19 protein-coding genes are annotated in these 21,365 nt (G+C 54.4%); 3 read left to right on the top strand and 16 right to left on the bottom strand.

Features of this window, described 5'->3' with window-relative positions:
* Window positions 1–125: 125 nt before the first annotated feature.
* From mtaB to gpr, 12 genes are all read right to left on the bottom strand, one after another.
* Window positions 126–1,475: a tRNA (N(6)-L-threonylcarbamoyladenosine(37)-C(2))-methylthiotransferase MtaB gene (mtaB, locus tag ETR37_RS06415; RefSeq protein WP_015375437.1), complete on the bottom strand. Its 1,350-nt coding sequence runs from the start codon at window positions 1,473–1,475 to the stop codon at window positions 126–128.
* Window positions 1,476–1,552: 77 nt separating this feature from the next.
* Complete coding sequence (locus tag ETR37_RS06410) at window positions 1,553–2,329, bottom strand: 16S rRNA (uracil(1498)-N(3))-methyltransferase (RefSeq protein ID WP_015375438.1); 777 nt, start codon at window positions 2,327–2,329, stop codon at window positions 1,553–1,555.
* 17 nt (window positions 2,330–2,346) lie between these two features.
* Window positions 2,347–3,285: a 50S ribosomal protein L11 methyltransferase gene (gene prmA, locus ETR37_RS06405; protein WP_020753794.1), complete on the bottom strand. Its 939-nt coding sequence runs from the start codon at window positions 3,283–3,285 to the stop codon at window positions 2,347–2,349.
* Window positions 3,286–3,290: 5 nt separating this feature from the next.
* Window positions 3,291–4,439, bottom strand: coding sequence for a molecular chaperone DnaJ (dnaJ, locus tag ETR37_RS06400; protein WP_129447052.1), 1,149 nt, complete (start codon window positions 4,437–4,439; stop codon window positions 3,291–3,293).
* Window positions 4,440–4,568: 129 nt separating this feature from the next.
* Entirely contained in the window at window positions 4,569–6,392 is a 1,824-nt protein-coding gene (gene dnaK, locus ETR37_RS06395; protein ID WP_011231983.1) for a molecular chaperone DnaK, read from the bottom strand.
* Window positions 6,393–6,415: 23 nt separating this feature from the next.
* The gene (gene grpE, locus ETR37_RS06390; RefSeq protein ID WP_015375440.1) at window positions 6,416–7,057 is read right to left on the bottom strand and encodes a nucleotide exchange factor GrpE; all 642 of its coding nucleotides are present in this window, start codon (window positions 7,055–7,057) and stop codon (window positions 6,416–6,418) included.
* 98 nt (window positions 7,058–7,155) lie between these two features.
* Window positions 7,156–8,190 (bottom strand): heat-inducible transcriptional repressor HrcA, encoded by a 1,035-nt coding sequence (gene hrcA / locus ETR37_RS06385; RefSeq protein ID WP_033004709.1) that lies wholly within the window; start codon window positions 8,188–8,190, stop codon window positions 7,156–7,158.
* 83 nt (window positions 8,191–8,273) lie between these two features.
* Window positions 8,274–9,413: a radical SAM family heme chaperone HemW gene (gene hemW, locus ETR37_RS06380; RefSeq protein WP_015375442.1), complete on the bottom strand. Its 1,140-nt coding sequence runs from the start codon at window positions 9,411–9,413 to the stop codon at window positions 8,274–8,276.
* 74 nt (window positions 9,414–9,487) lie between these two features.
* Window positions 9,488–11,317: a translation elongation factor 4 gene (lepA, locus tag ETR37_RS06375; protein ID WP_015375443.1), complete on the bottom strand. Its 1,830-nt coding sequence runs from the start codon at window positions 11,315–11,317 to the stop codon at window positions 9,488–9,490.
* Window positions 11,318–11,574: 257 nt separating this feature from the next.
* Window positions 11,575–11,913 carry a YqxA family protein gene (locus tag ETR37_RS06365; RefSeq protein ID WP_011231988.1) on the bottom strand — a complete coding sequence of 113 codons (339 nt, stop codon included), beginning with the start codon at window positions 11,911–11,913 and terminating at the stop codon, window positions 11,575–11,577.
* A gap of 12 nt (window positions 11,914–11,925) precedes the next feature.
* Window positions 11,926–13,125, bottom strand: a complete 1,200-nt coding sequence (gene spoIIP / locus ETR37_RS06360) for a stage II sporulation protein P (protein ID WP_020753789.1) — start codon at window positions 13,123–13,125, stop codon at window positions 11,926–11,928.
* A gap of 74 nt (window positions 13,126–13,199) precedes the next feature.
* Window positions 13,200–14,318: a GPR endopeptidase gene (gene gpr / locus ETR37_RS06355; RefSeq protein WP_011231990.1), complete on the bottom strand. Its 1,119-nt coding sequence runs from the start codon at window positions 14,316–14,318 to the stop codon at window positions 13,200–13,202.
* A 182-nt stretch (window positions 14,319–14,500) separates the two neighbouring features.
* Between gpr and rpsT the strand changes: the two genes are divergently transcribed.
* A complete protein-coding gene (rpsT, locus tag ETR37_RS06350) occupies window positions 14,501–14,770 on the top strand; it encodes a 30S ribosomal protein S20 (protein ID WP_011231991.1) in 270 nt (89 codons plus the stop codon).
* Window positions 14,771–14,842: 72 nt separating this feature from the next.
* Here rpsT and holA read toward each other — a convergent pair whose 3' ends face one another.
* A complete protein-coding gene (holA, locus tag ETR37_RS06345) occupies window positions 14,843–15,889 on the bottom strand; it encodes a DNA polymerase III subunit delta (RefSeq protein ID WP_129447051.1) in 1,047 nt (348 codons plus the stop codon).
* Window positions 15,890–16,173: 284 nt separating this feature from the next.
* On the opposite strand from holA, the gene ETR37_RS06340 reads away from it, so the two are divergent.
* On the top strand, window positions 16,174–16,308 hold the full coding sequence (locus ETR37_RS06340; protein WP_011231993.1) for a YqzM family protein: 135 nt from the start codon (window positions 16,174–16,176) through the stop codon (window positions 16,306–16,308).
* 70 nt (window positions 16,309–16,378) lie between these two features.
* Here the strand turns inward: ETR37_RS06340 and ETR37_RS06335 are convergent, their stop codons facing one another.
* The 3 genes from ETR37_RS06335 to ETR37_RS06325 all read right to left on the bottom strand — a co-directional run bounded on the left by ETR37_RS06335 (window position 16,379) and on the right by ETR37_RS06325 (window position 19,848).
* Window positions 16,379–18,628 (bottom strand): DNA internalization-related competence protein ComEC/Rec2, encoded by a 2,250-nt coding sequence (locus ETR37_RS06335; protein ID WP_129447050.1) that lies wholly within the window; start codon window positions 18,626–18,628, stop codon window positions 16,379–16,381.
* On the bottom strand, window positions 18,625–19,095 hold the full coding sequence (locus ETR37_RS06330) for a ComE operon protein 2 (protein WP_020755680.1): 471 nt from the start codon (window positions 19,093–19,095) through the stop codon (window positions 18,625–18,627). The genes ETR37_RS06335 and ETR37_RS06330 overlap by 4 nt, the downstream gene beginning before the upstream one ends.
* Window positions 19,096–19,224: 129 nt before the next feature.
* Window positions 19,225–19,848 carry a helix-hairpin-helix domain-containing protein gene (locus tag ETR37_RS06325; protein ID WP_081132442.1) on the bottom strand — a complete coding sequence of 208 codons (624 nt, stop codon included), beginning with the start codon at window positions 19,846–19,848 and terminating at the stop codon, window positions 19,225–19,227.
* 102 nt (window positions 19,849–19,950) lie between these two features.
* On the opposite strand from ETR37_RS06325, the gene comER reads away from it, so the two are divergent.
* A complete protein-coding gene (gene comER, locus ETR37_RS06320; RefSeq protein WP_020755678.1) occupies window positions 19,951–20,769 on the top strand; it encodes a late competence protein ComER in 819 nt (272 codons plus the stop codon).
* Window positions 20,770–21,365: the final 596 nt, after the last annotated feature.

Here is a 21,365-nt window from a genome sequence, read left to right as displayed (position 1 = left end):
CTTTCTGCCATTTCCGTCAAGATGGAAGGTCTGACGTCTACCATCATACCATGCTCCCTCGACAAAAACTAGCCATCCGTATTGTCTCCGGAAAAAGACAGAAAAAACCCAGCAACTAGGCTGGGTTATGAGCTCCATTTGACCGAACGGGCCATTTCATCCGGCACAACGCGGACGAACTCTCCTTCATTGTACGGATAGCCGGCTTTCGTAATCTTCACTTTGACAAGTTCACCGACCATTTCCTCGGTTGCCGGGAAGCGGACTTTCAAATAGTTGTCTGTATAGCCGACGTACAAATCCGGCCGCTCTTTGTCGCGCTCTTCCGGGATGACCTCGAGCACTTGCCCTTCAAACCGGGAGGCGTACTCTTTCGCCAATTGATCGGACAGAGCGATCAAGCGGCGGACGCGGTCATGCTTCGTTTCTTCATCGATTTGGTTCGGCATGCGCGCCGCCGGCGTGCCGGTCCGCTTCGAATAAGGAAAGACATGCAGCTCGGAAAACCGTTGTTCACGAATAAAGTTGTACGTCTCCATAAATTCGTCTTCCGTCTCGCCTGGGAAGCCGACGATGACGTCAGAAGTCACCGCCAGCTCTGGAAACACTTCGCGCAGCCGGGCGAGCCGCTCCGCGTAAAATTCCACCGTATATTTGCGGCGCATCCGCTTGAGCACCGTATTCGACCCAGACTGGAGCGGAATGTGCAAATGGCGGACGATTTTCTCCGACCGCTTCAGCACATCAATCACTTCATCGGTGATTTGGCTCGCCTCAATCGACGAAATGCGGAGCCGCCGGAGCCCCGGCACTTGCTCGTCTAAATCGCGCAACAAGGACGCAAAGTTATAGTCTTTCAGATCGGTGCCATAGCCGCCTGTATGAATGCCGGTCAGAACGATTTCTTTATAGCCGGCGGCAACCAACTGGCGCGCCTGGCGGATGATTTCCTGCGGATCGCGCGAGCGCATTAAGCCGCGCGCCCACGGGATGATGCAAAACGTGCAGAAGTTGTTGCACCCTTCTTGGATCTTAAGCGACGCCCGCGTCCGATCCGTGAATTCCGGCACATCCATCTCCTCAAAAACGCGCGTTTTCATAATGTTGTGAACAGCGTTGATCGGCTGGCGCTCACGCTGGAACTGCTCGATGTACTCTAAAATTTTATGCCGGTCTTGCGTGCCGATGACAATATCAACGCCCGGAATGGCCATGACCTCAGCCGGCGATGTTTGCGCATAGCAACCGGTCACGCAGACGACGGCGTCCGGATTGCGGCGCACCGCACGACGGATGACTTGACGGCTCTTTTTATCGCCGGTGTTCGTCACTGTGCACGTGTTGATCACATACACATCCGCACGGCTTTCAAACTCTTTTCGCTCGTAGCCGGCTTTTTTAAACAGCTGCCAAATCGCTTCGGTTTCGTAATGATTGACTTTGCAGCCTAGTGTATGAAAAGCCACTGTCGGCATCTTGTTCACCTCACTCTGCCCCCCCGCTTAAGGATCAGCGGGACCGAACTTTTATAAGAAACAGCCAATGTTGCTCACTAAGCGCGCTCCGCTTCGCCGTTCGGCGCGCGCAGCTCCCATTCATAAGAGGCGGCGGAAAGCAAATAGAGCGGAGCTGTTTCGGTCCGCAAAATGCGCGGCCCAAGGCTGCACGGCGAAAAACCGTGCTGCCGAAGCTGTTCTGCTTCTTCCGGGCTGAACCCGCCTTCCGGCCCGAAGACAGCCAGCAACGCGCCGCCCGGACGGAGGCGGGAAAGAAGCGCCGGAAGCGCGGCATGCCGGGCGTTTCGCGCCTCTTTTTCGTAGGCAAACAGCCGAACATCGACCGTTTGGCCAAAGGCGAGGAGCTCAACAAACGAAAGCGGCGCCCGCACGTCCGGCACCACCGTTCGTTCAGCCTGCTCAGCCGCTTCTTTCGCGATTTTTTTCCATCGCTCGACTTTTTTCTCCGCCTTTTTCGCGTCCCATTTCACGACCGACCGGGCGGCTTCGAACGGAAGAAAGCCGGCGGCGCCGAGCTCTGTTCCTTTTTGGATGACGAGCTCCCACTTTTCACCTTTCGGCAGCCCTTGGGCGATGTAGATGCGCACCGGCAGCTCGCTTCGCTCCTCTTTCCATTGTACAATACGGGCTTGCACATGCTCATTGGCAATTTGTTCAATTTCACACACCGCCGTGCGCCCGTCTGGAAAGACGCAAATGATCCCGTCCCCCGGCTTCATGCGCATGACGCGGGCGATATGATGGGCATCATCGCCGCTGATCGCGACGATCCCGCCTTGTTGCGCCTGGCCGGAAACGAAATAGCGCTGCACAGCCATCCCTTCTTTGCTTACGGTTTCATGGCGACAACCGCCACCCAGTCTTCCATCACGTTGATTTCCTCAATGGCAAAGCCGGCGGCAAGCAACCCGTCTTTGACGTCCTGCTTTTTCGCCTGAATGATGCCAGACGTGATGAAGCGGCCGCCTGGCTTTAACAACCGGTAGGCGTCACCAGTAAAGCGCAAAATGATTTCCGCTAAAATATTGGCGACGATCACATCAGCCGGTTCCTCGATATGGTCGAGCAAATTGTTTTGTGAGACCGTTACGATATGCTGCACCTTATTGAGCTTCACGTTCAGCCGCGCGCTGTCGACCGCCACCGGGTCCAAATCGAGCGCCCGCACCGACTGAGCGCCAAGCATCGCCGCGGCGATGCTTAAAATGCCGGAGCCGGTGCCGACGTCAATGACATGATCGCCGGGGCGCACGTACTTTTCAAGCGCCTGCAGACACATGACCGTTGTCGGGTGCGTGCCGGTCCCAAACGCCATGCCCGGATCCATTTCGATGATCAGCTCATCACGAGACGCCGGCTCGTACGTTTCCCACGTCGGCACGATCGTAAACTTTTCGGACACTTTCACCGGGTGATAATGCTTTTTCCACGCCGTTGCCCATTCCTCTTCATTTACTTCGCTCAATGTAATTTTATTTTTGCCAAGGTCGATATCATACATCCATAAATTGTTAATCGCCTGCTTAATTTGTTCGACCGTTTCGCCAAGAAAACTGTTGACCGGCAAATATGCCTTAATGATCACCCCTTCTTCCGGATAGTCGTCCGGGTTGAGCTCGACGATCTCGCCGTACCAGTCGTCCCGTTCTTTGACCAAATCGTATGGGTCTTCGATGACGACACCGCCGGCGCCCGCTTCATGCAAAATGTTCGAAATCGCCTCGACCGCCTCATGCGTCGTATGAATGCTGATTTCTGACCATTTCATCGCGCTTACGCTTCTCCTTTAAACGCCTTTTTGACTTTCTCAAAAAAACGGTCGTGCGGCCCGTCGTGCATCGTGTCTCCGCCGAGCCGATCAAACTCGCGCAACAGCTGCTTTTGCTTTTCGGTCAGCTTCGTCGGCGTCACAACGCGGACAATGACGTGCTGATCGCCTTGGCCGTAGCCGCGCACGTTCGGCACCCCTTTTCCCTTCAAGCGGAAGCGCGTGCCCGTTTGCGTGCCGGCCGGGATTTTCAGCTTTACATGGCCATGGAGCGTCGGCACTTCGATCTCATCGCCGAGCGCCGCCTGGGCGAACGACAACGGCACTTCGCAATAAATATCGTCGCCGTCGCGTTTGAAAAACTCATGTGGTTCGACTCGGAAGATGATGTACAAATCGCCCGGCGGCCCGCCATTGACCCCTGGCTCCCCTTGGCCGGCGACGCGCAGCTGCTGGCCGTCGTCGACGCCGGCTGGAATTTTGACGTGAATTTTTTTCCGCCGTTTGACGCGTCCCGTGCCGCCGCACGTTGGGCATTTCTCCGGAATGTACCGGCCCGTGCCGCCGCAGACGGGACATGTCCGGCGGTTGACGATGCGGCCAAATGGCGTCGCTTGTTCGCTTGTCACTTGCCCGCTGCCGTGGCAATGCGGACAAGACGTCGGGCTTGTGCCCGGTTTCGCTCCGCTGCCCTGGCACGTGTCGCACGTCTCTTCCCGCGGAATTTCAATTTCCGTTTCTTTTCCGAACGCCGCTTCTTCAAACGTAAGCGTCATCATATACTCGACATCCGCGCCTTTGCGCGGACCGCTCGTCCGCCTGCGCGGACCGGCGCCGAAAAACGTTTCAAAAATATCTTCAAAACCGCCAAAGCCGCTAAAGCCGCCGAAATCAAACCCTCCGCCTTGGAATCCGCCGCCGCCAAACGTTTCGTTCGGGTCGGCATGGCCGAAGCGGTCGTAGCGGGCCCGCTTTTCATCATCGCTTAACACTTCGTACGCCTCTTTAATTTCCTTAAACTTCTCCGCGGCGTCCGGGGCTTTGTTCACATCTGGATGATACTGCTTCGAAAGCTTTCGATACGCTTTTTTGATCTCGTCTTTCGTCGCGTTTTTGCTGACGCCGAGAATCTCGTAATAATCGCGCTTCGCCATCGTTGATCATCCACTCCCGATTCACTCACATAAATTTAATTTTATCATTTCCCTCTGCGGCAAGGCAATATGTCAATGCTAGAAAAAAAGTCAAAGCCAAGGCAGGCCTGACTTTGACTTTCGGTTGCATTATTTATCGTCGTTCACTTCTTCAAACTCGGCGTCCACCACGTTGTCTTTATGATTGGCAGCGCCGCCTTGCGATCCTGCACTTTGCGCCTGTTTCGCTGCTTGTTCATACAGCTTGATCGACAGCTGCTGCACCGCTTCTTGCAGCGCGTCTTTTTTCTTGCGGATGTCGTCGATGTCGTTTTTCTCGAGCGCCGCTTTCAACGCCTCTTTCGCATCCTGCGCCTTCTTGATCTCATCGGCGCTCACTTTTCCTTCGACTTCTTTTAACGTTTTGTCGGTCATGAAAATGAGCTGGTCGGCTTCGTTGCGCAACTCGGCGGCTTCTTTCCGCTTACGGTCGGCTTCGGCGTTTTCTTCCGCTTCTTTAATCATGCGCTGAATTTCTTCTTCCGACAGGCCGGACGACGATTTGATCGTAATCGACTGCTCTTTGTTCGTTCCTAAATCTTTGGCGCGCACGTGAACGATGCCGTTGGCGTCAATATCAAACGTCACTTCAATTTGCGGCACGCCGCGCGGCGCCGGCGGAATGCCGGTCAGCTGAAAGCGGCCGAGCGATTTGTTGTCCGCCGCCATCGGGCGCTCTCCTTGCAAGACGTGAATGTCGACCGTCGTTTGATTGTCAGCCGCCGTTGTGAACACTTGCGATTTGCTTGTCGGGATCGTCGTGTTCCGTTCGATCAGTTTCGTAAATACGCCGCCCATCGTTTCAATGCCAAGCGAAAGCGGGGTCACGTCAAGCAGGACGACATCTTTCACTTCGCCGGCGATCACCCCGCCCTGGATCGCCGCACCGATGGCAACGACTTCGTCCGGGTTGACGCCTTTGTGCGGCTCTTTGCCAAGCTCGCGCTTGATCGCTTCTTGGACAGCTGGAATGCGCGTCGAACCGCCGACCAAAATGACTTTATCAATATCGGCTGGCGTCAAGCCGGCGTCTTGAAGCGCCTGGCGGACCGGCCCCATCGTCCGCTCGACGAGGTGGGCGGACAACTCTTCAAATTTCGCTCTTGTCAACGTCATTTCCAAATGGAGCGGACCGTTTTCATTGGCGCTGATAAACGGAAGCGAGATTTGTGTCTGCGTGACGCCGGACAGCTCTTTTTTCGCTTTTTCCGCGGCATCTTTCAAGCGTTGGAGCGCCATTTTGTCTTTCGACAAATCGATGCCGTGCTCTTGCTTGAACTGATTGACCAAATAATCGATGATCACTTGGTCGAAGTCGTCGCCGCCCAAATGGTTGTCGCCGGCCGTCGCCTTCACTTCAAACACGCCGTCGCCAAGCTCCAAAATCGAGACGTCAAACGTCCCGCCGCCTAAGTCATAGACGAGAATCGTTTGGTCTTCTTCTTTATCAAGGCCGTAAGCAAGCGCCGCGGCCGTCGGCTCGTTGATGATGCGCTCGACTTCGAGGCCGGCGATGCGGCCGGCGTCTTTCGTCGCTTGGCGCTGGGCGTCGTTGAAATACGCCGGCACCGTGATGACCGCACGCGTCACCGGCTCGCCCAAATAGTCTTCGGCGTACGACTTCAAGTATTGCAAAATGATCGCCGAAATTTCTTGCGGCGTATATTGCTTCCCTTCGATTTCGACTTTGTAATCCGTCCCCATATGGCGCTTGATCGAGATGATCGTGTTCGGGTTCGTGATCGCTTGCCGTTTGGCGACTTCGCCGACTAGGCGTTCGCCGTTTTTAAACGCGACGACCGACGGGGTCGTGCGGTTTCCTTCCGGATTCGGAATGACTTTCACTTCGCCGCCTTCTAACACGGCGACGCAAGAGTTCGTCGTTCCTAAGTCGATGCCGATAATTTTGCTCATCACTGATCACCCTCCGTTTCCGTTTATTGGCTTACTTTGACCATGGCGGGCCGCAGCACGCGGTCTTTCAGCTTATAACCTTTTTGCAGCTCCTCAACAACCGTGTTCGGCTCATAGCCTTCCGCTTCCGCCTGCATGACGGCTTGGTGCAAATAAGGGTCAAACGGCTTTCCGACCGCCTCGATCGCCTCGACGCCTTCTTTCTTCAAGGCGTCAACAAGCGACCGGTACACCATTTCCATCCCTTGCAAAATCGATTTCGCCTGTTCGTTGTCCGTCTCTATTTTCAACGCGCGTTCAAAGTTGTCAAGCACCGGAAGCAAATCGCTCGCCAAGCTTTGGGCGCGGTATTTTTCAGCCGCTTCCATCTCCTGGCGCGTCCGGCGGCGGAAGTTTTCAAAATCGGCGTACAGGCGGAGATACCGGTGTTCCATCTCTGAAAGCTTCGCTTTCAATTCGGCGATCTGCGCCTTGGCCGCCGCCAACTCCTCGGCCGTTGGCGCTTTTTCCGCCGGCTCCGCCGCTTCCTCCCCACCGGCCTCTTCAAGCGGAACGCCGCCTGATTCCCCCTCGGGCTGCGGGGCGGCTTTTTCCTCGATCGGTTGCTCCCGCTCCGGCTCATCGTATGTAGCTTGTTCCATCACTTGTTTTTCTCCTTGCTCCATCGCTTTCACCTCCCTGCCGGGGCTCTTCCCTTTTATGTATCAATGGCCACAAGGAAAGGATGGATGCGCGATCCATCCGTTATCCAATATGGCCATTCTTATTGACTTTGATACCATTTCGCGAGCGCGGCCGACAAATCGGAAGCGACACGGTTTAAGACCGTGATGACGCGCGAGTATTCCATGCGCGTTGGACCAAGAATCGCGATCGCCCCGAGCGGCTCATCGCCGACCGAATAGGTCGCTGTAATCAAGCTGCAGTTTTCCATGCCGCGCAGTTCGTTTTCATGCCCGATCGAAACCCGCACTCCTTTTTGGGTTTGCTTGCGGAGCAGGCGATAAATGTCTTTTTCCTGCTCAATGATGTCCAGAAGCGGGCGCACTTTTTGGATGTCGCTGAACTCCGGCTGGTTGAGCATATTCGCCTTGCCAGCGAAAAACACTTTTTCTTCTTCAGGGGCATCGAGCGTCTCCATGAGCGTATTGAGCACGCTGTCGTAGTTGCGGATGTGCCGGCGCATTACGTCGGCCACTTCCGTCTCCATTTTTTCTTTCAAATCCATGAGCGGAACGCCGGCGAGCCGCTCGTTGAAAATGTTGACCATTTTTTCGAGGTCGCCTGCGTCCATTGATGACGGAATCGTCACGACCCGGTTTTCAACATGGCCGGTGTCCGTCACGACGATGGCGACAGCTGTCTGCTCGTTGAGCGGAACGATTTGCATCCGCTTCAGTTTGCTTTCTTTAAACGTCGGCCCGAGCGCAATGGATGTATAGTTCGTCAGCTCGGATAAAATTTGCGCTGACTTTTGCATCAGTTTTTCCAGCTCATAGATGCGCTCAGCAAACACAGAGCGGATTTTTTGAATGTCCGCCCTTGTCAGCCGCTGCGGCGGCAGCAAATGGTCGACGTAGTAGCGGTACCCTTTTTCCGACGGCACACGGCCGGAAGAAATGTGCGTTTTTTCAATATAGCCGAGCTCCTCCAAATCCGCCATCTCATTGCGGATCGTCGCCGAGCTGAACGCGATTTGATGCTTTTTCGATAACGTCCGCGAACCGACCGGCTGCCCAGAACGAATGAAATCGTCGATAATCACCTGCAAAATCAGCAGTTGGCGGTCCGTTAGCACGTGTCTCACCTCTGTTAGCACTCGAACAATTCGAGTGCTAAATCTACTACTAGGGTAGCAAATCGCCCGGCAAATGTCAATGTTTACATTTCGCAAAGGAACGCGGCAAACACTTCATTGCCGAGCAGCTTGCCCCGTTTTGTCAAGCGGATGTGAGTCTCCGTTTCCTCGAGGCGTCCGTTTTCGATTTCCCGGCGGATCGCCGCGCCAAATATGTCATGGAGGTCGCGGCCGAACTTTTGCCGAAAGCAGACTTTGGACACCCCTTCCGTCTTGCGCAGCCCTAAAAACATTTCCTCTTCCATCTGCTCGCGAACGGTCAAGCGGCGCACATCGCGGTGCGGCCATTGGCCGCGTTCGATCGCGCTGATGTAATGCCGGATGGGGCCGATATTCGCCCGCCGCACCCCATCGATATAGCTGTGCGCCCCAGCGCCGATGCCGTAGTACTCCTCATTGTTCCAGTACGTCAAGTTGTGCCGGCTTTCAAATCCCGGCAAAGCATAGTTGCTGATTTCGTATTGCCGATAGCCAGCGGCAGCCATCTGCTCCATCGCCGCTTCGTACATCTCGGCTTCCATCTCTTCGCCCGGTAGACGGAGCCGCCCTTTCCGCCATTCGTTATAAAAAATCGTCCTTGGCTCCAAAATGAGGGAATAAGCAGAAAGATGCGGCACATGAAGCGAAAACGCCGCTTCTAAATCGGCCGTAAACTGCTCAAGCGTCTGCCCCGGCAAACCGTACATGACATCAATGCTGATGTTCTGAAACCCGACTTCTCTGGCCAACGCTACAGCCCGTATGACGTCGCCTCGCCGGTGCGTGCGGCCGATCGTTTGCAGAAGCTGATCGTCAAATGTCTGCACCCCCAGGCTCAGCCGATTCACTCCGGCATCGCGCAAAATAGCGAGCTTTTCTTTCGTCAAGCCGTCCGGGTTGGCTTCGACGGTAAATTCGGCCGTTTGTGGGTCAAACTGAAAATGGCGGTGGATGCTCGCAAGCAAACAGCCGAGCTGCGTCGGCTCAAGCACCGTCGGCGTACCGCCGCCGATAAACAGCGTCTTGAGTTGGCTGCCAAATTCCGCCGCCGTCCACGCCATTTCTTTGTCCATCGCCCGCAAATAGTCGTCAATCGGCTGGCCGGCGGCGAATACTTTGTTAAAATCGCAATAATGGCAAATATGGGCGCAAAATGGAATATGAAAATACGCTGAAACGGCCATCGGTCCTCCTCCTTTCAGCCGGCGGCGCCGCAGGAAACAAACAAGGCTATCCCCAACGGAGACAGCCTTGCTCGTTATTTTTTCTGGTCGTCGATTTTCAAGACGGCCATAAACGCTTCTTGCGGCACTTCGACCGACCCGATTTGTTTCATCCGCTTCTTTCCTTCTTTTTGCTTCTCAAGCAGCTTCCGCTTCCGCGACACGTCGCCGCCGTAACATTTTGCGAGCACGTTTTTGCGCAACGCTTTGATTGTCGAACGGGCGATGACCTTGTTGCCGATCGCCGCCTGCACCGGCACTTCAAATTGCTGGCGTGGAATCAAATCTTTCAGCTTTTCAACGATCGCTTTGCCGCGCTCGTACGCAGAGTCGCGATGAACGATAAACGATAAGGCATCGATTTTTTCGCCGTTTAGCAAAATATCCATCTTGACGAGATTGGACGGCCGGTAGCCGATCAATTCGTAGTCGAATGACGCGTACCCTTTTGTGTTCGACTTTAAAGCGTCGAAAAAGTCGTAGACGATCTCGGAGAGCGGAATATCGTAAATGAGCATGACGCGCTTTTCATCCAAATATTGCATATCGACAAACGTGCCGCGCTTTCCTTGACACAGCTCCATCACCGGCCCGACATAGTCGTTTGGCACCATGATCGTCGCTTTCACATACGGCTCTTCAATGCGGTCGATTTTTTGCGGGTCGGGCATGTTCGTCGGGTTGTCGACGTCAACTTCCGTTCCGTCGGTCAAATGCACCTTGTAAACGACGCTCGGCGCGGTCGTGATCAAATCGATATGAAATTCGCGCTCGAGCCGCTCTTGGATGATTTCCATATGAAGCAAGCCGAGAAATCCACAGCGAAAGCCGAACCCAAGCGCCTGCGACGTTTCCGGCTCAAAGTGGAGCGCCGCATCGTTCAATTGCAGCTTCTCGAGCGCCTCGCGCAAATCGTTGTAGCGCGCCGTATCGATCGGATACATCCCGCAAAACACCATCGGATTGAGCTTCCGATAGCCCGGGAGCGGTTCAGCTGCCGGCCGTTCGGCATCGGTGATCGTATCGCCGACGCGCGTATCTTTCACGTTTTTAATCGAGGCAGTCAAATAGCCGACATCACCGACCGTCAATTCGTCGACGACTTTTTGCTTCGGCGTGAACACGCCGACTTCCGTCACTTCAAACTCTTTGCCGGTCGACATCATTTTAATGCGCTGTCCCGGCTTCACCGTTCCGTCGACGACGCGGACATAGGCGACAACGCCGCGGTACGGGTCATAAAGGGAATCAAAAATGAGCGCTTTCAGCGGCGCATCCGGATCTCCCGAGGGAGCCGGAATTTTTTCGACGATTTTTTCCAAAATTTCTTCGATGCCGATGCCGACTTTGGCCGAAGCAAGCACCGCGTCAGAGGCGTCCAAGCCGATGACATCCTCAATTTCTTGACGCACACGCTCCGGTTCGGCGCTTGGTAAATCGATTTTGTTAATGACCGGCAAAATTTCCAAATTATTGTCGATCGCCAAATACACGTTGGCGAGCGTCTGCGCTTCAATGCCTTGCGCCGCATCGACGACCAAAATCGCCCCTTCGCAGGCAGCCAAACTGCGCGACACTTCGTACGTAAAGTCGACATGGCCCGGCGTGTCGATCAAATGGAAAATGTACTCTTCGCCATTTTTCGCTCTATATGTCAACTGGACCGCATTCAATTTAATCGTGATGCCGCGCTCGCGCTCAAGCTCCATCGTATCGAGCGTCTGCTCGCGCAATTCGCGCTCCGACAACGCCCCCGTTTTTTCCAAAATGCGGTCCGCCAGCGTCGATTTTCCGTGGTCAATGTGGGCAATAATCGAAAAATTGCGGATCCGTTCCTGCCGTTTCAACCGTTCTTCCCGGTTCATCGTCTCTCACTCCTGCTTCTTCGCAAAACTACACTAGCTTTGATTATAGCAACAGCGCGAAGAAGATTCAATGATGAACGAAAAGCCAAGCCGCCGTTCGAGCTTTCCGGAAAGACGCGAAACAGAAAGAGCCGCGCCAAGAAAACAATCGACAATATGGAAAGCGCAGCACTTTGTGCTCCAGCCGGCGGACGGCGTAAAAAAGAAAAAGCCGCCATTGTGACGGCACGTTCCTGTTTCGTCCGCACATGAACGGGCTAGTCCAACACCCGGCCGACGAGCGAAAACAGCATTTCCATGAGCGCGGTGACAGCATCGGCAAAAAGTTGGCCGAGCCTAGAGAACAAGTTGAACGTTTTCAGCTCGCGAATCGTTTCTTGCTTTTCTCCTAAATCTCCAGCAACGACCGGCCGGCCAAACACCGCCGCTTCCACCTCACCATTTTCCCTTTTTTTCATATCGATGACGGATGGAAACGACGGATCGGCATAACCGCGCATCCGTTCCATGCCGCGATGCGCCTCTTGCATGCCAAACAACACGCCGAAAAAAAGAAGAAAGATCGCTAGAGTAAAGCGGATGAACCATCGTGCCATAGTGACGCTCCTTTACTTTTTCTCCGCCGGAGCCGGCGCTTCGACTTTTTCCGCCTGCCAATAATAGTCGCTGAATACGTCAGCGAGCGCCGACACGGAACGAAACAACTCCGTAAACGTATTGTCAACACCGCCGACTTCAATTAAAATCGCGTTTTCCGATAAATCTTGATTAAACTTGCCGTTCGTCCCGGCTCCTTTTTTCTCGATCACCCCGCGGCTCAACCCTGGATATTTCTTTTGCAGCAACTGATGCAACGCGGTAGCCAGCTGCAAGTTTTTCTCGTATGTCGCGTTTTCTCCGCCAATAATGAATGCGACACGCGCATAATCAACGCCGTTGATCGTAGCCGTCGTATAGTTCCGCCGCCGCGAATCGCGATGGATATCGATGAAGTAGTGCAAGTCACGATTTTGCTTCATTGCTGCGACCACTGTTTGGCGGGACATATCATACGATTGGGAGTATTTCATCCCTTTCTTTAACAATTCGCTGACAATGTCGATTTTGCTCACTTCAGCCCCGATGCCGCGCTTTTCCAGTTCTTCCGCTAACTTTTCCCCCACTTTTGTGATGTTGACCGTCGGGTGAAACGCCAAATCCGGGTCAGTGACCCCTTTGAGCGCCGGCAAAAACGACTCATGCGTATGGGTATTGTAAATGTAGACCACTTTTTTCCCTCCGGTCGTCTGCGATGGCGGGGGAACCGGTTTTTCATCTTCGTTCTTGTTTGCTTGTTCGAGTTCATCGACCGAGGCTTGCCGTTCCGCAAGCATCGCCTCAAGCGGCGGCGCTGATTCGTATGGCATGTTCGTATAATCCGTTCCTTCACCAGCGATGAGAATTTTGCTGTCATAAAGGGCAAAGCCCGGCAGCTCGCTGCCAAGCAGGCTGCGCGGGTCATCGGGATTGATGCTCGTCGCCAGGCGGAACAATAGCGATGAGTAATTCGTCTGCCGCCGATCTTTCGGCAGCAGCTGCGCAAAATATCGATTTTCCAAGGCGAACAGACGAATGAACGTCTCTTCCGGAAAATGGGCCGCCATATCGTTCAGCGATGATGACGACGGACGGTATTCCGGCCGCAGCGATGTGAGCGCTCCGACAAGCATAAACATCATCATGCAGCCAAGGATGATGAGCATCAACAGTTTCTTTATGCTGGCTCCTGGAATCGCGATCATGACGTTTGGGGAGCGCCATCGTTTCATATTCCCACCCTTTCCCGGCTTGTCTCCTCAGTTTAACGTATGGCCAAGCGGGAAAAGATAGAACTGTTTTTTGTTTAATGGGTGTAGGAGCCGACATTGCCTTGGTCGACTTGCCGATGCAGCGCCGCATTCAAGCCGCCGGCTAATAAGTTGGCCATATCGCCGATAAACGAATCGATCTCTTTTGGAGTCACCATCAAATTATGCCCGAGCGGGGCGAGCACTTCATAGATGAGACGCCGCTTTTCTTCATCGCCAAGCGTGCCGACCATGCCAAGAAACGTCGACCGTTCTTGCGGCGACGGCATGTCTTGTTCCGTCAATTTTCGTTTGCGCCCAAACGTCCAGCCCGCCGGAGCGAGCGCGCTTGACGGCCGTTTCCCTTCGCGCATTTCGCGGCCGAAGTGCTTCAAAATGAAATCGATCGTGTCGCTCGTGATGGAGACCGCATCGACAACCGTCGGAACGCCGATCGAAATGACCGGAATGCCAAGCGTTTCATAGCTTAACTCTTTCCGCTTGTTGCCGACCCCGGAGCCAGGATGGATGCCGGTGTCAGAAATTTGAATCGTCGCGTTGACCCGTTCGATCGAGCGGGCAGCCAAGGCGTCAATCACAATGACAAAATCCGGCTTTGTTTTCCGGACGACGCCGTCGATAATGTCGCTCGTTTCAATCCCGGTCGTCCCCATCACCCCCGGAGCAAGGGCGCTCACCGGCCGGAAGCCTTCCTCGACGCTTTCCGGCTGCAGCTGGAACAAATGACGGGTGACAAGCACGTTTTCCACCGTGAGCGGCCCGAGCGCGTCCGGGGTGACGTTTTGGTTGCCGAGCCCGACGATCAAGCAGCTCGCTTGATCGGGGATGCGGAGCCGCTTGAAAAAGGCGCTGAGCTGCTCGGAAAAAATGCGCTGCACGTTTTGCTGCAGCTCGGTGTTTTGTTCGCGGATGCCTTGCGCTTCAATCGTCACGTAGTGGCCCGGCTTTTTGCCGATCGAGGCCGCTCCTTGTTCCGTGACATGCACATGCGACAGCTTGACGCCGTTGATCTCCTCGTCATGAATGATGACCCCCTCAATCGGCGCGGCGCTTTCTTGTTTTTGCTGCAAGCGCTCCTCGAGTGCGATCTCATGCGCTTCGATCGCTAAATCCGTGCGCACCGAGTACTGGCGTAAATCGAGCGGCTGTTCCATGTCGTTCCTCCCCATTTCTGCCGTTTTCTTTTATTGTCGCCGCAATCAGGCCCGGTCATTCATGTTTCGTAAAGGATTTTCGCTTGAACACTCTTGCATAATCCAAACACGTTTGATAGAATAACACTTGTTCTTCCTGTTGTTCACAACAGAAATAGGAACGGTAACGGAGGTGAACGAACGTGGCTAACATCAAATCAGCGATCAAACGCGCGAAAACGAGCGAAAAGCGCCGGGCTCACAACGCCTCGATGAAATCGGCCATGCGTACGGCGATCAAAAAATTTGAAGCGCTTGTTGAATTGAAAGACGTGGAAAAAGCGCGCGAGGCGTTCATTATTGCGTCGAAAAAATTAGACAAAGCTGCAAGCAAAGGCCTTATCCATAAAAACGCCGCCAGCCGGCAAAAATCGCGCTTAGCGAAAAAATTGAACAGCATCCAAGCTTCCTAATCAAAAACGACCTGGCGCCAGGTCGTTTTTTTGTTTTTCTTTATGTTCACGGCAAACGGCCGGGCGATCGCTTCACCGCCGGCCGTGGCGCCCCGCTTGCGCCGGGCGGGTGCCCCAGCGCATCAGAAGCAGCTCAACGGCCAACCGGCGATCGACCGCTCCGCTTTTCACCTCGTAATCGGCGTCAGCGAGCTCGTTGATCGCCTCAGCAAGCTCTCCGTCAGCGAAGCGGGCCGCTTGAGCAAGAGCGAGCTTGACGCGGAACGGGTGCACCTTGAGCGCCGCAGCAATTTGCGCCTGCCCGTAGCCTAAGGAGGCAAGCCATTTCACTTGCGAAAGCAAGCGGAAATGGGCGGCGAGCAGCGCCAAAATTTTGATCGGCTCTTCATTGTTTTCAAGCAGATCATAAAACGTCTGCAACGCCGCTGGAATGTCGCGCTTCGCCACTTGCTCGACAAGCACAAATACGTTTTCTTCCGGCGTGCGGGCGACAAGCCGTTCAACCGCCGCCGCCTCGATGGTTCCGCCCGATCCGGCAAACAGGGCCAATTTATCGATTTCATTCGCCAAGGCGGAAAGCTGCGTCCCGGCCCGCCGCAACAGGACATCAATCGCCTCGTCGCTTGCTTGCGCCCCTTGGCTCTCGATGCGGCGCCGCACCCAAGCCCGCAGCTCCGCTTCGGCGAGCGGGGCGGCGATGACGACTTCGCTTTGCTCTTTGGCGAGCTTCGTCATTTTTTTTCGCTCATCAAGCTTCTCGTACGGCGCGAAAAAGACGACGATCGAAAACGGCGACGGCGCCTTCAAGTACGCCTCCAGCTTCGCCAAATCATGTTCGATCTCCTTCTCTTTTTCAGACGTAAAAAAATATGGATGCTTGATGAGAATGACACGCCGCTCGCCAAAAAACGGCGCCGTCTCCGCTTCCGCAAGCGCCGCCTCGACCGGCGTTTCCTCGCAGTCGTACACAGCCAAGTTCCACTCCCGCTCCTCCGGGCCAAGCGCTGCGTTCACCAATCGCTCATACGTTTCCATTAATAAAAACGGCTCATTGCCGTATAATAAATAAAGAGGAGAAAAACGCCGTTTTTCAATGTTTCCCCATACGCGTTCCAACATGTTCCCGTCTCCATTTCCAAGCGAAAGTCTCTGCTAGAAAAGATACACCGTTTTTCGCCATTTTACAAGGGAACCGGCTGCCGAAAAAACCGGTTCCCCTTTATATAAACGCCAGCCTATAAGTCCTAGGACCTTATTGGCCAGCGGGTTATTTTTATGTTTTCCCAGCTGTTTGAAAGTATTTGTGTCAACTGTTGTCAAGGAAGGAAAAGAAGCGAGCGGCGGTAGATTTTTCGCGCGTTTTCGTCTATACTAAAAATGATTGAACGAGGAGGGGGAAAACGATGAACGTATTTGAAAAGGAAGTGCAAAGCCAACGAAATGACGCCGTCGATTCCGCCGTCGGATTCATCGTGTCGTTCGGCTTTTTCGCTACCATGTTCATCATCGCCACATTGATCGAATTTTTCGGTCGATAAGGATTGCTTACATAAGCAATCCTTATTTTTTGTTTTGGCTGAAACGTTCCGTTTTTTTGTGCACTACATCTTATGGTTTCATCACCTGAAAGGTTCCACCGTTTTCGTCATACACATAGCAAATGGCCCCGTTTTCATCCGTCCGCCAAATGATCGCCCGTTGTTGCCCAAGCCGCATAAGCACCTCGGGGGACGGATGCCCGTAGCGATTGTAGCGGCCGACGGAAATGATGGCCGCTCGCGGCTTGACCGTCCGCAAAAACGGCTCTGTTGTCGACGTTTTGCTGCCGTGGTGGGCGACTTTCAATACATCGACACGCAGCGTCGGATAAGCGCGGATGAGCGCCTGTTCCGCCTCTTCCTCGATATCCGCAGCAAACAGCCATGTCAAGCGGCCGAGGCGGGCGAGCAATACAAGCGAGCCGTTATTATCCTCATTGTTTCCCGCCTCCGGGTGCAATACGGAAAACGCGGCATCCCCCACCTTCCACCGATCCCCCCGCACGCTGGCGGCCACCGGCACGGAAAACGGGCGCGCCATCGCCTTGACGGCCGGCAGCGCTCCTGGGCTTGTGACAATCTTCTTAACGCGCACGGCTGCCATCACCTCGGGAGCAGACCCGATATGGTCGGCATCATCGTGCGTCAAAATCAGCTGATCAAGCGTCCTCACCCCTTGGGCTTTTAAAAACGGCACGACAACGTCGCGGCCGACAGAAAACGGACGCGACCGCTTGCGCCACGGTTCGCGCGCCCATTCCGGCGTCCCGCCCGTGTCAATGAGATAGACTGCTTTGCGATGCGGAAGCTCAATATAAATGCAGTCTCCTTGTCCAACATCCAATATCGTTACTTCTCCCTTTGGATTCATATACGGAGAAGCCATATGCAGCGCCGTCGCCGCCGCCACCGCTGTCAATCCGCGGATCAGGCGGCCGCGTTCCCAATCCAAAAACGCCGCCGCGATGGCTGTCAGATAACCAGCTAAGCACCACGGCCCCGGACGGCCGAGCACAAGCATAAACGAGTAATCGACCGAGAAAAAATGGACAACCGCATCCGTCAGCTCAATGAGACGGCTAAACAGCCAAATGAGCGGAGAAAAGGGAAAAACTGCGGATAGAAAAGCGAGTGGCAAGATGACAAATGAATACCAAGGGACAAAGAAGACATTGAGTCCTACGCTCCAAACAGAAACTTCATAAAAATGGTAAAGCAAAACCGGCAGCGCGGCAAGCTGAGCGGCGAGCGCGGTCTGAAACAAGTTTTGGAGCATCGAACGAGCAGAGGCGAGCACCGATACATGGGCGAGAAGGGCAAACGTGACAAGAAACGATAGTTGAAAACCGACATCCCAAACCATATAGGGGTCAAAGACGAGCAGGGCAAGCGCTGTCCAACTCAACGCATCCAGCGGATGGATCCTTCCTTTTTTCCACTGGATGGCCAACACAATCATCCCGGTCGCACAAGCGCGCAGCACCGACGGCGAAGCGCTGGCGAGCACCGCATACATAGGCAAGAAAACGAGCAAAGCAAGCACGGCCGCTTCGCGCGTCACAAACCGAATGGCAGCGGCCAACGCAGCACTGACAAGCAGGGTGACATGGCCGCCGGAAATGGCCAACAAATGGATGATCCCGAGCTGCTGGTAACCGCTAATCACTTCCTCGTCCAACGAGCGGCGTTCGCCATAAATGAGCGCAGCGGCGATGCCGGCCGCTTCCGGCGGAAACCGGGCTTCAATGCGGCGGACGCCAGCCTCGCGAATGGCTTCAAGCCGTTCGATGATGGCGGGACGGACGCGCACGCAAGCAGAAAGATCGATCGCCTCAGGGAGAAAGAGCCAATGAATGCGGTGGCGGCGCAAATAAAGGCGGTAATCAAACGCATACGGATTGCCAGCTGGCATGGGGCGCTCGAGCGTTCCCTTTAGCCGGCACACGACCCCAGGCATGAGGTGCGCACGCAGCGCTTCTTTTTCCGCAGCCGTCCGAATGATGTAACGGAGCTGCACCCGCTCCTTGCCAGCTTGCACCGCCGCCTGCAATCGATCGCCGTCGATCGCCGGCGCGGCGGAAAAACGAACGGAAAGCGAATGACGGCCGCCGGAAAGGGAAGTTTTGTTATGATGATCAATGATGAGAAAATAGACAAAAAAGAAGAGAGCTGCAACGAGAGCAGGAAGGAAACAGTGCGGCCGGCGGATGAAAAGAAGAAGGAGATACACAACGAGGAGAAGACAGGCGGTTTGGGACGGCGAGGCCGCCGCGACGGCCAAAAGCGCCGCCGCGGCGGGATAGACGGCTTGTCCCTTCATGCTTCACCTCCGCCGCTGGCAAGAAAGGCAAACACATCCGTTTTCAGCGGCACTTGCACGAGCCGGACGCCAGCTTGAGCAAACAGCTCCAAGGCGTACGGGTGGTTTTTGTAGTCTTGGGCGTAATAGACAGCGCGGATGCCGCTTTGAATGATCGCCTTGCAACAATGCAAGCACGGAAAATGGGTGACATACATCTCGGCCCCCTCGGTCGGGACGCCGAACTTGGCGCATTGCAAAATGGCATTCATTTCCGCATGGATCGTCCGTACACAATGGCCGTCAATCACGTAGCACCCTTCATCGGTGCAATGGGCGCCGCCGGCGATCGAGCCGTTGTACCCGCCGGCGATGATGCGCTTATCGCGCACAATCGTCGCTCCGACGGCGAGCCTTGTGCACGTGCTGCGCAGCGCGAGCAAATGGCTTTGCGCCATAAAGTATTGATCCCATGTGATGCGTTCCATTTTCCATCCCTCCGCTCGTTTCCATGCTTTTAGTCTACCCGCCGCCTCCTTCCCCCGTCAACGCCGAAAAACGTCTGCAACAGCCTTGATCCGCCCATAAACGAGAATCATTGCGCTCCCCCGCCTCGCTTACGGCACAAGCAAATACGGCTTCAATTTCTCCAGCGTTTTTTCGCCAATTCCGGTTACATTCAACAAATCCTCCACCCGCCGAAACGGCCCGTGTTCTTCGCGATAGGCGATGATCGCTTTTGCCTTCGCCGGTCCGATGCCGGGAAGCTGCATCAATTCCTCTTCCGTCGCCATATTGACCGCCACTTGCGTCCCGTCCCGAGCCCCATCGTTCAGAGACGTAAAAGTGGCATTTGACGCCGCTGCGGCCTCGCCTTTTTTCGGCACGTAAATCATCATTTCATCGCGCACTTTTGCCGCCAGATTGACTTTCGTTTCATCCGCCTCGTCCGTCAATCCACCGGCGAGGGCGATGACATCGCGAACGCGGGCGTCCGCCGCCACCTCGTACACTCCTGGTTTCGCGACCGCCCCTTTCACATCCACCACAGCGGTTTTTGACGCCTCGTCCTTTTTTTCTTCCGTCCGGGAGGCATCCGTTTCAGCCGCCGCCGGCAAGACGACTTGCCCCTTTTCATCCGTCGGATGACGAAACACCCATAACCCCGCCGCCGCAGCAAACAACAAGAACATCCCTACTTTCCCATACCGTTTGCCAAGCTCCTGCACATGCTCCCACATACGATCCCATCCTTTCCATCTCAAGTCATAAACCGAGCCTTTTTCTCATACATATCGAAAAAGAGAGTTCCGGCAAACCAAAACCGGGAGGGGGGACGACACATGAACATCGGCGTCATCGGCACGGGGAATATGGGCACCATCTTAATCGAAGCGTTCCTCGACTCCGGCGCCGTGAAAGCGGATCAGCTCGTCATCACGAACCGCACGCTTGCAAAAGCGTTTGCCATACAACGCACATATCCCGGCATCACGGTGGCTGCCAACGCGGCTGAAGTCGTCAAACAATCCAGTCTCGTTTTTTTATGCGTCAAGCCACTCGACATCCATCCATTATTGCAGCAACTGGCCCCGCACTGGACAAGGGAGCATTGCCTTGTGTCGATCACAAGCCCGATCAGCGTAAAACAGCTTGAAGCAGCCGTCCCTTGCCAAGTCGTGCGCGCCATTCCGAGCATTGCAAACCGGGCGCTCTCCGGCAGCATCCTTGTCACCTTCGGATCACGCTGTTCGACCGCCTGCCGGCAAACGATCGATGATCTTCTCCGGCGCATCGCCTCGCCGGTGTACATCGACGAGGCCATCACCCGCGTCGCCTCCGACATCTCAAGCTGCGGCCCGGCGTTTTTCAGCTATTTGCTTCAGCGCTTCATCGACGCCGCAGCGGCCAAAACCGCCATCACGAAGGAACAGGCGACGATGCTGGCGACCGATATGATCATCGGTCTTGGGGAACTGCTCAAGCGGAATCTGTACACATTGCCAACGTTGCAGGAAAAAGTATGCGTCAAAGGCGGCATTACCGGGGAAGGAATCGCTGTGTTGGAACAACGAATGAACGGCGTCTTTGAAGAAGTGCTGGCGAAAACACATGAGAAGTTTAAAGAAGATGTGGAGAAGGTGAAGCAACAATTTTCATAGGTTTCATTCGACGCAGAAAGGGAAATTCCTGCTTTGTTTTGCAAAAAAGATATCCCTTGAACCTTCAGCTAGGAGATAATGTTGCAATCCTCACCCAGCCTTTTGGCTGGGTGCAATCGATTATTAGCCCGGCATTTGCGAGGAGATATTGATGTTTCAATCCTCACCCATCCCTTTTGGATGGGTGCAATACAAAATGCCGATGATATGTGCGGCAAGATAGAGGAAATATTCCTGAAATATATTCGGATTATGTAAATCATTGGGATGGCGTTGAGCCAATAAGAACCGTGCTGTTTCCATTGCTGTTCGATACGATCCTCTTTGGGCTTGGCATGTCTTCTATTTCAAAATTCCCGTGGCGTATGAGCATAAACATCATTCATTTTCAATTCGACCCCCATCAGACATTTTCTCTTAGGACATTTGCCTTATATTTATTTATTTCGACCAATATCTTCATAATCCTTCTAACTCACACATCTTTTTCAATTTCCCAGCCGTCAATCGCGTCGATCGCAACGTTTGGCCATACATTCCCCCCCTTCTTTTCCACATGCGCATAAAAAAAGAGCCCCTCCGGCTCTTTTTTCTTT

The sequence above is a fragment of the Geobacillus sp. PK12 genome (assembly GCF_004123125.1).
Lineage (GTDB): Bacteria > Bacillota > Bacilli > Bacillales > Anoxybacillaceae > Geobacillus > Geobacillus zalihae.
The sequence above is the reverse complement of the archived record's forward strand: the minus strand, read 5'-3'. Positions and strand labels throughout refer to the sequence as shown.

Bases quoted from the DNA above. Each gene is read 5' to 3' on its own strand.
- lepA (WP_015375443.1), bottom strand. From the start codon at position 11,317: ATGAACCGGGAAGAACGGTTGAAACGGCAGGAACGGATCCGCAATTTT.
- hemW (WP_015375442.1), bottom strand. From the start codon at position 9,413: ATGGCCGTTTCAGCGTATTTTCATATTCCATTTTGCGCCCATATTTGC.
- dnaJ (WP_129447052.1), bottom strand. From the start codon at position 4,439: ATGGCGAAGCGCGATTATTACGAGATTCTCGGCGTCAGCAAAAACGCG.
- ETR37_RS06325 (WP_081132442.1), bottom strand. From the start codon at position 19,848: ATGTGGGAGCATGTGCAGGAGCTTGGCAAACGGTATGGGAAAGTAGGG.
- grpE (WP_015375440.1), bottom strand. From the start codon at position 7,057: ATGGAGCAAGGAGAAAAACAAGTGATGGAACAAGCTACATACGATGAG.
- comER (WP_020755678.1), top strand. From the start codon at position 19,951: ATGAACATCGGCGTCATCGGCACGGGGAATATGGGCACCATCTTAATC.
- ETR37_RS06330 (WP_020755680.1), bottom strand. From the start codon at position 19,095: ATGGAACGCATCACATGGGATCAATACTTTATGGCGCAAAGCCATTTG.
- spoIIP (WP_020753789.1), bottom strand. From the start codon at position 13,125: ATGAAACGATGGCGCTCCCCAAACGTCATGATCGCGATTCCAGGAGCC.
- holA (WP_129447051.1), bottom strand. From the start codon at position 15,889: ATGTTGGAACGCGTATGGGGAAACATTGAAAAACGGCGTTTTTCTCCT.
- ETR37_RS06365 (WP_011231988.1), bottom strand. From the start codon at position 11,913: ATGGCACGATGGTTCATCCGCTTTACTCTAGCGATCTTTCTTCTTTTT.
- mtaB (WP_015375437.1), bottom strand. From the start codon at position 1,475: ATGCCGACAGTGGCTTTTCATACACTAGGCTGCAAAGTCAATCATTAC.
- ETR37_RS06340 (WP_011231993.1), top strand. From the start codon at position 16,174: ATGAACGTATTTGAAAAGGAAGTGCAAAGCCAACGAAATGACGCCGTC.
- prmA (WP_020753794.1), bottom strand. From the start codon at position 3,285: ATGAAATGGTCAGAAATCAGCATTCATACGACGCATGAGGCGGTCGAG.
- gpr (WP_011231990.1), bottom strand. From the start codon at position 14,318: ATGGAACAGCCGCTCGATTTACGCCAGTACTCGGTGCGCACGGATTTA.
- ETR37_RS06335 (WP_129447050.1), bottom strand. From the start codon at position 18,628: ATGAAGGGACAAGCCGTCTATCCCGCCGCGGCGGCGCTTTTGGCCGTC.
- dnaK (WP_011231983.1), bottom strand. From the start codon at position 6,392: ATGAGCAAAATTATCGGCATCGACTTAGGAACGACGAACTCTTGCGTC.